Annotated in this window: 14 protein-coding genes; 10 read left to right on the top strand and 4 right to left on the bottom strand. The window is 52.8% G+C overall.

The genetic code is table 11. The features are described 5' to 3' along the window. Positions 1-46 precede the first annotated feature (46 nt). Complete coding sequence (locus JRI95_01180; protein MBW2060155.1) at positions 47-775, top strand: YIP1 family protein; 729 nt, start codon at positions 47-49, stop codon at positions 773-775. A gap of 142 nt (positions 776-917) precedes the next feature. On the opposite strand, the gene JRI95_01175 is transcribed toward JRI95_01180, so the two are convergent. Continuing rightward, positions 918-2,045 (bottom strand): DUF362 domain-containing protein, encoded by a 1,128-nt coding sequence (locus JRI95_01175; protein MBW2060154.1) that lies wholly within the window; start codon positions 2,043-2,045, stop codon positions 918-920. Positions 2,046-2,631: 586 nt separating this feature from the next. On the opposite strand from JRI95_01175, the gene JRI95_01170 reads away from it, so the two are divergent. From JRI95_01170 to coaD, 8 genes are all read left to right on the top strand, one after another. After that, positions 2,632-4,164, top strand: coding sequence for a 2-isopropylmalate synthase (locus JRI95_01170; protein MBW2060153.1), 1,533 nt, complete (start codon positions 2,632-2,634; stop codon positions 4,162-4,164). A gap of 15 nt (positions 4,165-4,179) precedes the next feature. Then, entirely contained in the window at positions 4,180-5,439 is a 1,260-nt protein-coding gene (gene leuC / locus JRI95_01165) for a 3-isopropylmalate dehydratase large subunit (GenBank protein ID MBW2060152.1), read from the top strand. Positions 5,440-5,448: 9 nt separating this feature from the next. Then, positions 5,449-5,946, top strand: a complete 498-nt coding sequence (locus tag JRI95_01160) for a 3-isopropylmalate dehydratase small subunit (GenBank protein ID MBW2060151.1) — start codon at positions 5,449-5,451, stop codon at positions 5,944-5,946. 12 nt (positions 5,947-5,958) lie between these two features. Beyond that, a complete protein-coding gene (locus JRI95_01155; protein MBW2060150.1) occupies positions 5,959-7,029 on the top strand; it encodes a 3-isopropylmalate dehydrogenase in 1,071 nt (356 codons plus the stop codon). Positions 7,030-7,076: 47 nt separating this feature from the next. Beyond that, complete coding sequence (locus tag JRI95_01150) at positions 7,077-8,102, top strand: aspartate-semialdehyde dehydrogenase (protein MBW2060149.1); 1,026 nt, start codon at positions 7,077-7,079, stop codon at positions 8,100-8,102. Between the two features lie 66 nt (positions 8,103-8,168). Next, positions 8,169-9,254 (top strand): class II fructose-bisphosphate aldolase, encoded by a 1,086-nt coding sequence (locus JRI95_01145; protein MBW2060148.1) that lies wholly within the window; start codon positions 8,169-8,171, stop codon positions 9,252-9,254. Positions 9,255-9,374: 120 nt separating this feature from the next. Further along, positions 9,375-9,932 (top strand): 16S rRNA (guanine(966)-N(2))-methyltransferase RsmD, encoded by a 558-nt coding sequence (rsmD, locus tag JRI95_01140; GenBank protein ID MBW2060147.1) that lies wholly within the window; start codon positions 9,375-9,377, stop codon positions 9,930-9,932. A 69-nt stretch (positions 9,933-10,001) separates the two neighbouring features. Continuing rightward, entirely contained in the window at positions 10,002-10,493 is a 492-nt protein-coding gene (gene coaD, locus JRI95_01135) for a pantetheine-phosphate adenylyltransferase (GenBank protein MBW2060146.1), read from the top strand. Between the two features lie 51 nt (positions 10,494-10,544). On the opposite strand, the gene amrA is transcribed toward coaD, so the two are convergent. Genes amrA through JRI95_01120 form a run of 3 tightly spaced genes read right to left on the bottom strand, consistent with a single transcriptional unit; the run spans position 10,545 to position 12,273 of the window. Further along, on the bottom strand, positions 10,545-11,093 hold the full coding sequence (gene amrA, locus JRI95_01130; protein MBW2060145.1) for an AmmeMemoRadiSam system protein A: 549 nt from the start codon (positions 11,091-11,093) through the stop codon (positions 10,545-10,547). A gap of 2 nt (positions 11,094-11,095) precedes the next feature. After that, the gene (locus tag JRI95_01125) at positions 11,096-11,572 is read right to left on the bottom strand and encodes an NUDIX hydrolase (protein ID MBW2060144.1); all 477 of its coding nucleotides are present in this window, start codon (positions 11,570-11,572) and stop codon (positions 11,096-11,098) included. Between the two features lie 5 nt (positions 11,573-11,577). Next, entirely contained in the window at positions 11,578-12,273 is a 696-nt protein-coding gene (locus tag JRI95_01120; GenBank protein ID MBW2060143.1) for a TIGR02266 family protein, read from the bottom strand. A gap of 153 nt (positions 12,274-12,426) precedes the next feature. On the opposite strand from JRI95_01120, the gene tilS reads away from it, so the two are divergent. Further along, positions 12,427-13,866 (top strand): tRNA lysidine(34) synthetase TilS, encoded by a 1,440-nt coding sequence (gene tilS, locus JRI95_01115; protein ID MBW2060142.1) that lies wholly within the window; start codon positions 12,427-12,429, stop codon positions 13,864-13,866. Positions 13,867-13,922 lie beyond the last annotated feature (56 nt).

The following is a 13,922-nucleotide window of genomic DNA, read 5'->3' as shown; positions in this document are numbered from 1 at the left end:
TTCAGAGACGTTTGCTTTTGAGGAGCAGGCTTCGCCGGTGGAGCAAATGGAACCGGAGAGAGGCGCACCGGTCGTAATGCCAGGTGTCGAGGAGGCCGGTCAAGCCGCTGCGTCCTGGATCAACATTCCCTGGGAGGGCCGGCAGGGCGGTTTTTTCGCTGATTTTTTCATTACAGTCCGGATGGTTCTTTTTCAACCGGGAGAGTTTTTTGCCCGGATGCCTATCAGGGGCGGCATAATGTCTCCCCTGGTCTTCGCCGTGTTGGTTGGTTCCATCGGCCTGTGTTTTTCCATCTTCTGGCCTCTCCTGTGGGGCCTTACCAGAGGGGGTTCCGGGCTGGGAGAGTGGATGCCCTTAATGTTCGGCTCTTCCATGAGCGACCTCGGCCCTTTATCATCCTTCCGATTAGGACAGGTATTTATTCTTTTGGCCTCGGTGCCTTTTATGGTCGTAATCGGTCTCTTTATTTACTCCTTATTCACCCATTTCTTGCTGATCCTTGTCTGGGGCAATAAAAGCGGTTTTGAAGCCACCTTTCGCGTCCTGTCCTATGTTATGGCCGGCTATATTTTTAACATCGTTCCGATCATCGGCGGCCTGGTGTCCGGTATCTGGATGATCGTCCTTCAGGTTATTGGCCTGAGCCAGGCTCATGGTATCGGGGTCCTCCGGGTCTTATTCGCTATTTTATTTCTGCCATTTATCCTTCTTTTATTGATTGCCGTGGCTTTTATCGGCCTGCTGGGCCTGATTCCTTTGTTATTATGGGGTTGAGAAGACGCCCTGATTTCGGTAGCTGATCACTTGAATGATGGTGGAGATGTTATTAATGCAGGCCCGCTTTCCAGATTGCTTGCCCGTGTTATTAAAAGCGACACTTACCTATCAATGCCTCATACGTTTTAGCCTTAAGCGCCTATTTCGTTTTAAGCCACTCGAGATCGTAGTCTCGGGAGCCTAGTCCGATCTTCTGGCCGTACTCTAGCTGAATTGACCAGTCCACCTTGGGATAAAGCGCACGGAATTTGTCCTGACCCGGTTTAATTCCTTGGGCGGGGCAGGCTCCAGGAAGCCCGGGCTCCTGGTTGACCAGGTCCACAGAGGCCTGATCAATGGCCACGGGGTCCGTGGAAGCCAGGATACCCACATCGCGCACGATTGAGGCGTCGGTGTGGGGCGTACAGTCGCAGGCAGGCGAGATTTGGGTCAGGAAGTTGAGCAGAAAGGCCTTCCCTTTCTTATTTTTCAGGACGGCCGCGGCGTATTCCGCCATCTTCTCCATGAATTCAGGGATTGATTTGTTCCATTGAACCCGAATGGCATCGTTCGGACACACCAGGATGCATTCTCCGCAGCCAATGCATTTCTCAGGATTGATACGGGCTTTTTTTCTTTTCTCTATTTCAATTATGGAGATGGCTGACTGGGCGCAAGCCTCGACACAGTCCCCGCAGGCGTCACAGTTTTTGGATTTGACCTTGGGCGACAGGTTGGAGTGCTGGGCCAGCTTGCCTCGCCGCGCCGCGCAGCCCATGCCTAAGTTTTTGAGCGTTCCTCCAAACCCTGTCAGCTCATGTCCTTTGAAGTGGGCCAGACTGACCAGGGCGTCAGCTTCAACGATATCAGTGGCGATATAGGCTCTCTGGATACGTTCCAGGTTGATCTTGACCTCGGTGGCCGCGGTGCCTTTCAGGCCGTCGGCGATGATTAGCGGGGCCTGGATTACGGAGAAGGCAAATCCATTTTCAATAGCAGTTATAAGGTGGTGCGCCGAATCGTTCCGAACGCCGCCATAGAGGGTATTGGCGTCTGTCAGGAAAGGCTGGGCCTGCAAGGATTTGATTTTATCTACCACCTGGCGCACGAAAACCGGCCTCACAAAACCGGTGTTGCCTTTTTCTCCGAAATGTAATTTTATTGCAACCAGGTCCCGGGCCCTTATTCCCTGGCTTAATCCGACAGCATCGAGAAGCCGGCCGAGTTTTTCAAACATGTTTTCCCGGTACCCGGCCCGCATATCGCACGCATATACCTTGCTCTTCATATTGGATCATCCCTTCTCGATTAATGATCTCATAGGGTATCAGGCTTGCGAATCATAAGTCAACCGAGGCGGTCTCAGGCTAGACTGGATGAATCCATAATTTCCAGTCAAGGAATGATTAATATTAAACTCTCCCTTGGCCCATCAACCACCTTAATTTGGAAAAGGTAAAATTTAACTTGACATAACCTATCAATATAGTTTATTTATAAACAGCTTTTTAGGAGTGAACTGAAAATGAAGCGTGGCTTGAAATTATCCCTGCTTTTACTTCTGGGCCTTACCGGCTGTCAGGGGCGGGGTGGTTTATAGTCACGTTTAGCTAGACCTTAGCGCATTAAAGACCCCGCCACCAAGGCGGGGTTTTTTTATGGGTTTATCTTTTGAGGCGCGTTCGATCCGAGATTTTTCTGGACCTGGAGTTCTGAAAGCGGCCTTAAAGCGATTGGAGTGAGGTGGCTCTTTCCTTACGATAGTGAGAGTCCATCTCCTGGGAAGAGGATCGGTTGGAGGATTTAACCCCAAAGTGCTTGACCGACCTCGTAACGCTGGGGTAATAATTACACTCGTTTAACTGGAGGTAAGGATGGCTGATCGAGTAATTATTTTTGACACCACATTACGCGACGGAGAGCAATCACCGGGCGCCAGCATGAACGTCAGCCAAAAGCTGAGGGTGGCCCGGGCCCTGGCCAAGTTACAGGTGGATGTGATTGAGGCTGGCTTCCCCATGACATCGCAGGGAGACTTTGAAGCCGTGAGCCTTATGGCCAAAGAGATCAGAGACTGCCAGATCACCGCCCTGACCAGGCCCGTTGAGAAGGACATTGAGGTTTCCTGGGAGGCTATTGCCATGGCTGAGGATCCTCGGCTGCATGTCTTTTTATCCACTTCGGACATCCATCTCAAATACCAGCTTCAGATGACCAGGGAACAAGTCCTTGAGATGGCCGTGGCCGGAGTCCGGCAAGCCTCCAAGCATACTTCAAACGTTGAATTTTCACCCATGGACGCTTCCCGGACCGACCGGGACTACCTGGTTCAGGTGGTCGAGGCGACCATTGACGCCGGCGCAACAACCATCAACATCCCGGACACGGTCGGGTATGCCATCCCTTCTGAGTTCGGCGGCCTGATCAGGCATCTCTTCGACAACGTACCGTACATTGATAAGGCGATAATCAGCATTCACTGTCATAACGATCTGGGTCTGGCTACGGCAAACTCCCTGGCGGCTATACTCAATGGCGCCCGTCAGGTCGAGGTAACAATCAATGGCATCGGCGAAAGGGCTGGCAATACTGCTCTTGAGGAGGTGGTGATGCTCCTTAAGACCCGAACAGACTTACTCGGGCTCGATACCCGCGTTAATGCCGCTGAAATCTATGCCACCAGTCGTCTGGTCAGCACGATCACCGGTCTGGCCGTCCAGTCCAACAAGGCCATTATTGGGGCCAACGCCTTTGCCCATGAATCAGGCATTCATCAGGATGGAGTCCTCAAGGAAGCCGTAACATACGAAATCATGCGGCCTCAGGACATCGGCGTCAAGAAAAGCAAGCTGGTGCTCGGGAAAACCTCAGGCCGCCACGCCTTCAGGGATAAGCTGGAAAGCCTGGGTTATAAGGTTTCTGCTGAAGACCTCAATCGCCTCTTCAGGCGGTTCAAGGAGGTGGCGGATAAGAAGAAAGAGGTCTTTGATGAGGACATCGAAGCTATCGTGGCCGATGAACTGGTCCGAATCCCGGAGAAATACAAGCTCGTGTATCTGAATGTCAGCGCCGGCACGACTGTCCGTCCTACGGCCACGGTGGCCATTGAAATCAACGGCGAGCAGGTGGTGGGAGCGGGTTTTGGCACCGGGCCTATTGACGCTACCTATAACACCATCGCTAAAATGACCGGAACCCAGAGCAAGCTTATCCATTTCAGCATCAGCAGTCTAACCGGAGGGACCGATGCTCAGGGCGAGGTGACCGTGCGCCTCCAGGAAAACGGCCGGGTGGCACTGGGACAGGGATCCGACCCGGACATCATCATCGCCAGCGCCAAGGCGTACATCACCGGCCTGAACCGCCTGGAATCCATGAGGCAGAATCCATACCGGTCGCTTTATTGATCTGGGGCAGCATCTATGAGTTCAACGATTACAGAAAAAATAATCGCGGCTCACGCCGGTGTGGAAGAAATACATCCCGGCCAGATGGTCGAGGTTGAGGTTGATCTGGTTTTGGCCAACGATATCACCGCGCCGCTGGCTATTGATGTTTTTAAGGAGGCCGGGTTTACCAGGGTCTTTGATCCGGACAAGATCGTGCTCGTTCCTGATCACTTTGTCCCGAACAAGGACATCAAGTCCGCCCAGATGGTCAAGCAGGTGCGGGAGTTCGCCTTGGAGCAGGGAATCGAGCATTTCTTCGAGCTGGACCGCATGGGAGTCGAACATGCCCTGTTACCTGAGCAGGGGCTGGTCCTGCCCGGTGATCTGGTCGTCGGTGCGGACAGCCATACCTGCACTTACGGCGGCCTGGGGGCCATGGCCACGGGAATGGGCAGTACGGATGCGGCTGGTATTTTCATTACCGGCCAGACCTGGCTCAAGGTGCCGCAGTCAATGAAGTTCATTTACCGAGGCGCACTTTTGAAATGGGTCGGAGGCAAGGACCTTATCCTGATGACCATCGGCGATATCGGCGTGGACGGGGCGCGGTACCGGGCCATGGAATTCTGCGGCCCGACCATTGAAGCCCTTTCCTTAGAGGGCCGGCTGACTATGGCCAACATGGCCGTCGAAGCCGGGGCCAAGAACGGGATCATTGCCCCGGACGAAATCACCCGAGAGTATGTCGAGTCCAGGGCCAAACGTAAGTATACCTTCTATCAGAGCGATGCTGACGCAAACTACATTGAGGTTCGGGAGTATGAGATCAGCGGGCTGGAACCTCAGGTGGCCAGGCCTTATTCGCCGGGAAACGTGGTCGGCGTTTCAAGGTTGAAAGACGTGTCCATTGACCAGGCTGTGATCGGGTCCTGTACCAATGGCCGCATCGAAGACCTTCGTCTCGCCTCCGAGGTGCTCAAAGGCCGCCATGTCGCCCCCGGCGTGCGTCTGATCATTATTCCGGTTACGCCGACCATCTATCGTACGGCCCTTAAAGAGGGTCTCCTGGAGATATTTCTCTCCGCCGGGGCGGTTATCAGTCCCCCGACCTGCGGGCCTTGCCTGGGTGGGTATATGGGAGTCCTGGCCGAGGGAGAGCGGGCCGTGTCCACGACCAACCGAAATTTTATCGGACGAATGGGCCATCAAAAAAGCGAGGTCTTTCTGGCCAATCCCGCGGTCGCGGCCGCGTCAGCCGTGGCCGGTCGCATTATTAGCCCGGACGATTTATAGGAGGGGTAAATGAAATACACCGGCCGCACCTTTGTCTTTGGCGATAATGTGGATACAGACGTCATTATCCCGGCCCGCTACCTCAACACCACGGATGTGACCGAACTGGTTGGGCATTGTATGGAGGATATTGATCCGGCCTTTGCCAAGGGGGTCAAGCCTGGGGATGTCATTGTGGCCGGGAAAAATTTTGGTTGCGGGTCTTCACGGGAGCAGGCCCCGATGGCCATCAAAGCCTCGGGAGTGAGCTGTGTCATGGCTCAGTACTTTGCCCGTATCTTTTATCGCAACGCCTTTAACATCGGGCTTATTTTGATTGAATGTGCTGAAGCGGCCGGAAATTTCTCTCCCGGCGAGGAGATTGAGGTTGATTTAGAAGCCGGTTGGGTTAAGAATTTAAGTCAGGGAAAGGGGTTTGCCTTTCAACCCATTCCGGAGTTTATGCTCGAACTGGTGGCTGACGGCGGTCTGATACCGTATATATTAAAAAAACAAAAACGACTCTGAGGTTGATTTGTTATGAGCTTAACCTATGATATCGGCATGGTGCCTGGTGACGGGACCGGACCGGAAGTCATTCGAGAAGGCTGCAAGGTTTTAACTGCCGCTGCTGACAAGTATGGATTTACGCTCAATCTGGAGGATTATGATCTGGGCGGAGCACGTTACCTGGCCACGGGCGATCTCCTGCCCGATAACGTTCTTTCCGAGCTCAAGGATCAAGACGCCATCTATCTGGGCGCCATCGGCCATCCGGAGGTTAAACCGGGCATCCTGGAAAAAGGTATCCTGCTCCACCTGCGCTTTGAACTGGACCTGTATATCAACCTGCGGCCGGTGAAGCTGTACCCGGGAGTCGCCACCCCGCTGGCGGATAAGGGACCGGAAGACATCAATTTCGTGGTTGTCAGGGAAAACACGGAAGGCCTTTACGCTGGAGGGGGCGGTTTTTTGAAAAAAGGCACCCCCCAGGAGGTGGCTATCCAGGAATCAATCAACACCCGATTCGGGGTGGAGCGCTGCCTTAAGTACGCCTTTAAGTATGCGCGGGACAGGAGCCAGAGAAAGAAGTTGACCCTGTGCGGGAAAACAAACGTGCTGACCTTTGCCTTTGATCTGTGGCAGCGGACCTTTGATGAGCTGGCCGCCGGGTTCCCGGAAGTGGAAACAGATTATGCCCATGTGGACGCCATCTGCATGTGGATGGTTAAAAACCCGGAATGGTTTGACGTTATCGTGACGGACAATATGTTCGGGGACATCATCACCGATCTGGGGGCCATGATCCAGGGCGGAATGGGTATCGCCGCCGGCGGGAACATTCATCCAGGCCGGGTTTCCATGTTCGAACCCATTGGCGGCTCGGCGCCTAAATACGCCGGGCAGAACCTCATAAACCCGCTGGCCGCCATTGCCGCCGGACAGATGATGCTGGCTGAACTGGGACAGACCGAGGCCGCACAGGGTATTGAAGAAGCGATCAAAGCGGTCCTGGCAAGTGACGTTAAAAATTTGGGCGCAGGTCGCATGGGACACACCACCTCTGAAGTCGGTGACCTAGTGGTAAAATACCTCTTGAGTCAGGATTGAAAAGACCATAGAGGAAGGCAGAAAATAAGGTATTCCGGGAGAAAGCAATGAGTAAAAAATATAACGTCGCCGTGGCAGGCGCCACAGGGGCCGTGGGTCGGGAAATGGTAAAAATCCTGGCCGAGCGGGATTTCCCAGTGGAAAATCTCAAACCGCTGGCGTCATCACGTTCCCTCGGTCGCACGGTCGAATTTTGCAACAAGGATATTCCAGTCGAAGTTCTGGATAAAGATTCCTTTAAAGGCTGTGATCTGGCCCTCTTTTCCGCTGGGGCTTCAGTGAGCAAGGAGTTTGCGCCTCACGCCGTAAAGTCAGGATGCGTGGTCGTTGATAATTCTTCGGCCTTTCGCATGGAGCCGCATATACCACTGGTTGTGCCCGAAGTCAATCCCAGGGCCTTGAAAGGCCATCCCGGGATCATTGCCAACCCCAACTGTTCCACGATTCAGATGGTCGTAGCCCTTAAGCCAATTTACGACGCGGTCGGTATCAGACGGATCGTGGTTTCAACTTACCAGGCCGTATCCGGGACCGGACAGAAGGCGGTTGAAGAACTGGCCGATCAGACCAGGGCCCTCCTCAGCGGCGCTGAGATGAAGAAAAAGGTTTACCCGCACCGGATCGCTTTCAACTGTTTGCCTCATATTGACGTCTTTCTGGATAATGACTATACCAAGGAAGAAATGAAGATGGTCAACGAGACCAGAAAAATCATGGGTGATGATTCGATCATGATCTCAGCCACAACGGTCCGGGTGCCTGTCTTTTACAGCCACTCCGAAGCGGTTTGGATCGAAACACAGGAAAAAATAACCCCGGAAGAGGTGCGGCGTCTCATGAAAAAGGCCCCTGGCCTGACCGTAATTGACGATCCGTCCAAGAATGATTATCCTCTGGCCTCGGAGGCCGCAGGTAAGGACGACACCTTTGTCGGTCGTATTCGGGAGGATATCTCCTGTGACCGAGGCATTATCATGTGGATCGTCTCTGACAACGTCCGTAAGGGCGCTGCCCTCAACACCATTCAGATCGGAGAAGTCTTGATCGAAAAGGGACTTCTTAAGGTTAGCTAGCCGGCCGGACTCGAACGATCCGCCCGGCTAGAAGTCAAGAAGAATCACCAGAAGGAGGAATTAATCATGCCGCTTACCGTTCCCGAGAGTCTCCTGGCCAAGCGACCGCTGAACGTGCTGGATAAACTCGGTCCTTCGAGCAGGGTTTGCCTGCTCAACTCCAGAGATATTTTAAACGTCCTCAGGGAAGAAAAAGTCATCATCATGGCCTGCAATACCCGCATTCGTCATGCCATTCCCGGAATCATGCGGGCGGCTGAAGAACTGGACGCCGTGGTCGCCTTTGAGCTGGCTAAGAGCGAAGGGCACATTGACGGCGGGTATACCGGGCAGACGCCTCAGATTTACTTTGAGACGATCGTCGAATATGCTGAAGCCGGTAATTTCACCCGGCCTTTTTTCATTCATGGAGACCATATCACGGTTAAGAACACCAGCGAGGAGGAAATAGCAGCGGCCCGGGCCTTGATCAAAGCCGAGTTGGAGGCCGGTTACAGCAGCTATGCCATTGACGCCTCCTTCAATGAAATCCCGGATAATATTCGCATCACTAGCTCACTGGCACAGCCCATCCTGGAGGCTGGCCTCGGACTGGAAGTGGAAGTGGGTGAAATCAAGTCGGCCGGTTCCGAGGGGACCGTTACCTCGGTTGACGAAGCGGTTGAATTCGTTTCCGGATTGAAGGCGAACAATATCTCAGCCAATCTGCTGGCTATTAACAACGGTTCCAAACACGGGAACTACCTTGACGGCGAACCGGTATCCATTGACCTGAACCGGACAGCTGAGATCTACGAAGCGATTAAAGAATATGGTTACGTCATCGCTCAGCACGGTATCACAGGCACCCCGCTGCATTTGGTGGGCCGTTTTGCCGACTATGGCATTCGCAAGGGTAATGTAGGCACCCACTGGCAGAATGTCGTTTATGAATTCCTGCCACCCGATTTAATGACTGAAATGAAAGAATGGGCGGCTGAGGCTGGCAAGAACATCAAAGAGGCTACCAAGCCCTTTAAAAACAAGATTGATTCAATTCCACAGGAGGCTAAAAGCCAGATTGTCGAGAAGGCCTTTCAGACGGCCAGAGAATATATCGAAGCCTTTAGGGCCGTGGGAACCGCCTCCAAGGTAATCAGCGGCCTGTCTTGAGCGGGCGCCTTGACTCAGAGATACATCTTCCTGAAATGAAAAAATAAGGCAGCACCGCTGGCAGTCTCAGTTCCAGACTCGAAATGAAAAATTGAGACGCTTTCTCTTGTTAAGGAGCCCATGCGCATAATCGGGGGAAAGTACCGGGGACGCCGCCTCATCGTTCCGCGCGGGCTGGCCGTCAGGCCCACGGCTGACCGCGTCCGGGAAGCGATCTTTAATATCCTGGGCCCTGGGGTGGAAGGACGCAAAGTCCTGGATCTTTTTGCCGGAACAGGCGCTCTAGGCCTTGAGGCTATGAGCCGGGGCGCGATCAGGGCGGTCTTTGTGGACAAACGGCCCGAAGCTCTGGCCGCTATTAACCGCAATATTGACGCATTGGGGTTGAAAGAATCAACACGGATCCTGAAGATTGACCTTAATCGAGGGCCGGGACCTCTTAAAAATGAAGCCAAACAATTTGACCTGGTTTTTATGGACCCACCATACTGCGAGGATTTGATCCAGCGAGCCTTGAGCATGATGGTTCGGTTCAGGCTCGCCTCCCCCGATACCCTGGTGGTGGCCGAATACTGGCGCAAGGAAGACCTGAGTCAGATCAGTAAAAATTGGTCCTTGACCGAGGAGCGAATATATGGTCAAACCAAAGTTGTTTTTTTTGTTTATAAGGGTTCTTAGGTGGATGATTAACCCGGGATAAAGTCGGGTTGTGTTTAGAGTTGTACATATTTCATAAGGAGGAACAGCATGTCAAAAACTGCAATCTACCCAGGTTCTTTTGACCCCATCACAAACGGACACTTGAGCCTGATACGCAGAAGCCTTCAGATCTTCGATAAAATCATCATCGCCGTGGCCGTCAATCCTGGGAAGGATGCGCTTTTCAGTGTCAACGAACGGGTGGAAATGATCCGTGAAGCCTTAAATAATGATAACCACGTTGAAGTGGACACCTTTGAAGGGCTGACTGTTGATTATGTCAAAAGTCGGGGTTCAAACATTATCTTGCGGGGAATCAGGGCCCTGTCTGACTTCGAGTTCGAGTTTCAATTGGCTCTGATGAACCGGCGCCTTAATCGGGACATCCAGTCAATCTTTATGATGACCGATTACAGATGGTTTTATATCAGCTCGGCCATTATAAAAGAAGCGGCCTCTTTTGGCGGCAACATTGAAGGCCTGGTGCCTGAAGTCGTTAACGCGCGTTTGAAAGAAAAATTCAAACAAAACAAAAACTAAAAATTAAACATCACCTCGTTTCCGTCAAACAGAAACGATGGACCCAAGACTTTATTCACCAAAAACCTGGGCTGAAAAAATAAATATCTGCGTCTCCTTTGAGCGCCAGCAATCTCGGTCCAGACCGGCTTTCAAACAGGTTTGTTCTAAAAAAGTCTGTTTGTCCCAGTTATTTTCCGTGGCGACCTGAGGGAGGAGCACCCCGCTGTAAGGCCCCTGGGTAATGTAAATCCCGTCGCGGCCGACCTCGATCTCATCAACGCTTTCCACCTCACGCATGGGTGACAGAGCTGAGATTTCCAGATCAATCTCCTGGAGTTCATCCGGCCTGAGCGGCGGGAACCGCGGATCCTGAAACGCCGCGGCCAGGGCCATCTCCTCGACAGTTTTACTTAGGGAATTTTGCGCCGAGAAGGTCCCAATGCAGCCCCGGAGTTGACCGGCCTTGCGTAGGGTGACAAAGGCGCCGCAAGGTGTGGAGAAGGGTGGTATGGGCTGAATTTCCGGAGGCGTTACGCCACCCTTAAGCCTGCCTTCAATGAATGATCTGGCCAGTTTGAGAAGGAGCTTCTGCTCCTCTGGATTAATTTTCTCCTCCATCATCATTCTCCCCCTTTTGAAGCCAGCTCGCAGCCTTTCGAGGCCGTAAACTCAAAATAATCATTAATGATTTTTGCATGGTCAAACGCCAGGGGCGCTGGCAGCCTCGTGGCCCAGAAAACCTCGGCCCGGCGAGCGTCATCTCTGCCTCTGGGGATGCCTCGAGCCTTGGCTAAAAAAACATGGGTCACAGAATGCTGCCTCGGATCACGGTTCGGATCTGAGTAGGCCCGAAATTGACGAAGCTCCTCCACCTCGAGACTGGTTTCTTCCAGGGCCTCCCGGCAGGCCGCCTGCTCCAGCGTTTCCCCATAATCAACATATCCGCCAGGCAGAGCCCAGCCCAAGGGCGGGTTCAAGCGTTCGATAAGCACAATGCCTTGACCCTCGATCTCGATGATAATATCCACTGTCAGGGCTGGGCTGCGATAGCGCTGGACCATACCCTGACAATGAGGACATATGAGCGGTTCACTCATCAGGACTAATCTTTGATGTGCTGGCGCAGGAAAGCGTTTAGCCGAATCTGATCCTGGGTGCTGAGGTTAGTAAATTGGATGCCCATCCCTTTTTCCTCAGTCTCTTTCAGCCAAACAACCTTACCGGCAGTATTGAAAGGCAGATCATCCCCTGGCAGGGTAAATTTGAGATTCACCTCGGTTCCAACTTGCAGCAGGTTATTGATCTTGAGGAAGAGGCCGCCACCGCCGATGTTTTTTGAGTAGGCTTTATAAAATTCATCGGCGCTCTTGTAATGAACCTCGATTGTCTGCTCCACCCGTTCTGTTTTCCGACCGGCCAGATTAGCGGCCACGTTGGTCATTTTGCGCAAACGTCGGGCCATAAAGTCAAAAACACGTCGAAAGTCGCTGGGCAGCTTGTTGTATTCCTGAATCAGAAAATCCCGGTCATAGACTCCCAATTTGACCTCGCCCGCGGCTTTGGCCGAGGCAGAGCGGGGCTTCCTGTCAACGAAGCTGACTTCACCAAAGATATCACCAGGTTGGAGAATATCAACCACGATCTTCTTGCCACCGATGACTTTATATATTTCCACCTTGCCAGAGAGGATGGTGTAAATCCAGTCCCCGGAACTGCCTTCTTGAAAGATGATTTCGCCGTCAGAATATGCTTCTTCAGCCGCGATACTCAGATCGCTCTGTAAATTTTCAGGACTCATTGAATTTAAAGCTCCTTTGGGTCGTTCTTTATATTGAATCCCAAATTTCTTTTTCAAACTGTGAACTTTATTTTATCACCCCGTCAGGCTAAAAGCAAATACACTTATTAAATCTCTTGTCTTAACCGCTTGAAACAAATATAGTTTATAAATATGAGCCCGGTTAGTTCAAAGGAAGATACCATTACTCAAGCCCTGGAGGCTCGTTTTTGCGAAGCTTTTTTGGCCCTGGTTAAACCTCAGCCAGGTCAAAGGCTGGTGGTGGCATTCTCTGGGGGTGCAGATTCAACCGCCCTGCTAACTCTCTTGCGGGCCGTATCAGGTGCGCTCGGTATTGAATTGATCACGGCTCATCTGGACCATGGCCTCAGAGGTTCCGAAAGCCAGAGGGACCGAAAAGCAGCTGAAAGCATGGCTCAGGAGCTGGACGCGCCTTTCATCTGGGCCAAGGCAGACTGCCAGGCTCTGGCCCGGGCCGAATCGCTTTCTGTGGAAGAGGCGGCGCGTAAAGCCCGTTACCGCTTCCTGGAGCGGGTTCGGCATGAGCGGAATGCAGATTATATCGCCACCGGCCACACGGCCGATGACAACGCAGAGGTCCTTCTCCTGAACCTGATGCGAGGCGCTGGTCCTCAGGGCCTGGCTGGTATCCCTCCAGTCCGGCAGGGACATATCCTGCGGCCATTATTGACTTTTTGGAAGGAAGAGCTTCTGGATTATCTAAAGGCCAAAGGCCTGAGCTGGGTTGAGGACAGCAGTAACAGGAGCTTGAGCTTTACCCGGAACCGGGTTCGTCACGATCTTCTCCCCCGTATGGCTCAGGATTATAATCCGGCCGTTAAAGCCGCGTTAGTCCGAACGGCCCGGCTTATTCAAGCAGAAGAATCGGCCTGGGAGGAAATCCTGGTCGGGTTAAAACCAGGTGTGGGTTGGGAGAAGGGGGAAGAGGCAATTCGGCTGCTGGCCGGACAGCTGACCGGTTTAAACCGGGCGTTGGGGCGTCGCCTGGTTCGAGAAGGGGTGCGGTGTTTAACCGGGCAGACTCAGGCCCTGACAATGGCTCATGTGGAGGACGTTTTGGAACTGGCATCTTCAGGCACGGACCGGGGTCTGGATCTTCCAGCAGGGCTTCGAGCCTGGGTCCAAGGGGAATATCTTTTTTTAGGCACGCCTCCACGTGAGGCTGATGTCTCTTTTGAGTATCCCCTGGTTCTTCCAGGCCTGGTTCATCTTAAAGAGCTCGGTCTTGAATTGCGAGCGGATATCTCTAATGAGTTTCAACATTCAGAGCCGCGGAATCTCGGCCCTTTTCAGGCAGTAATGGATTTAAACCGACTGGCACTGCCCCTGCTGGTCCGGAACCAGCGTCCAGGGGACCGTTTTCAGCCTTTAGGGATGAAGGGCCGTAAGAAGTTACATGATTTTTTCATTGACGCCAAGGTTCCGGCCCGTCTGCGGCCCAGAACACCCTTGGTCCTTGATCAGGAGGGTATTGTCTGGGTTGGGGGCTTAAGGATCGCCGAGAGGGTCCGTGCGGGAACTGAGACCAGGCAGGCAGTGGTGCTTACCCTTAAGAAGGCCGCTTTGACTTAAAAACGTATTTATCTTGAATATTTTCAAGAATCGAAATATAATTTAATGCTGTAAAC

The sequence above is a fragment of the Deltaproteobacteria bacterium genome (assembly GCA_019308995.1).
Taxonomy (GTDB): domain Bacteria; phylum Desulfobacterota; class Desulfarculia; order Adiutricales; family JAFDHD01; genus JAFDHD01.
The sequence above is the reverse complement of the archived record's forward strand: the minus strand, read 5'-3'. Positions and strand labels throughout refer to the sequence as shown.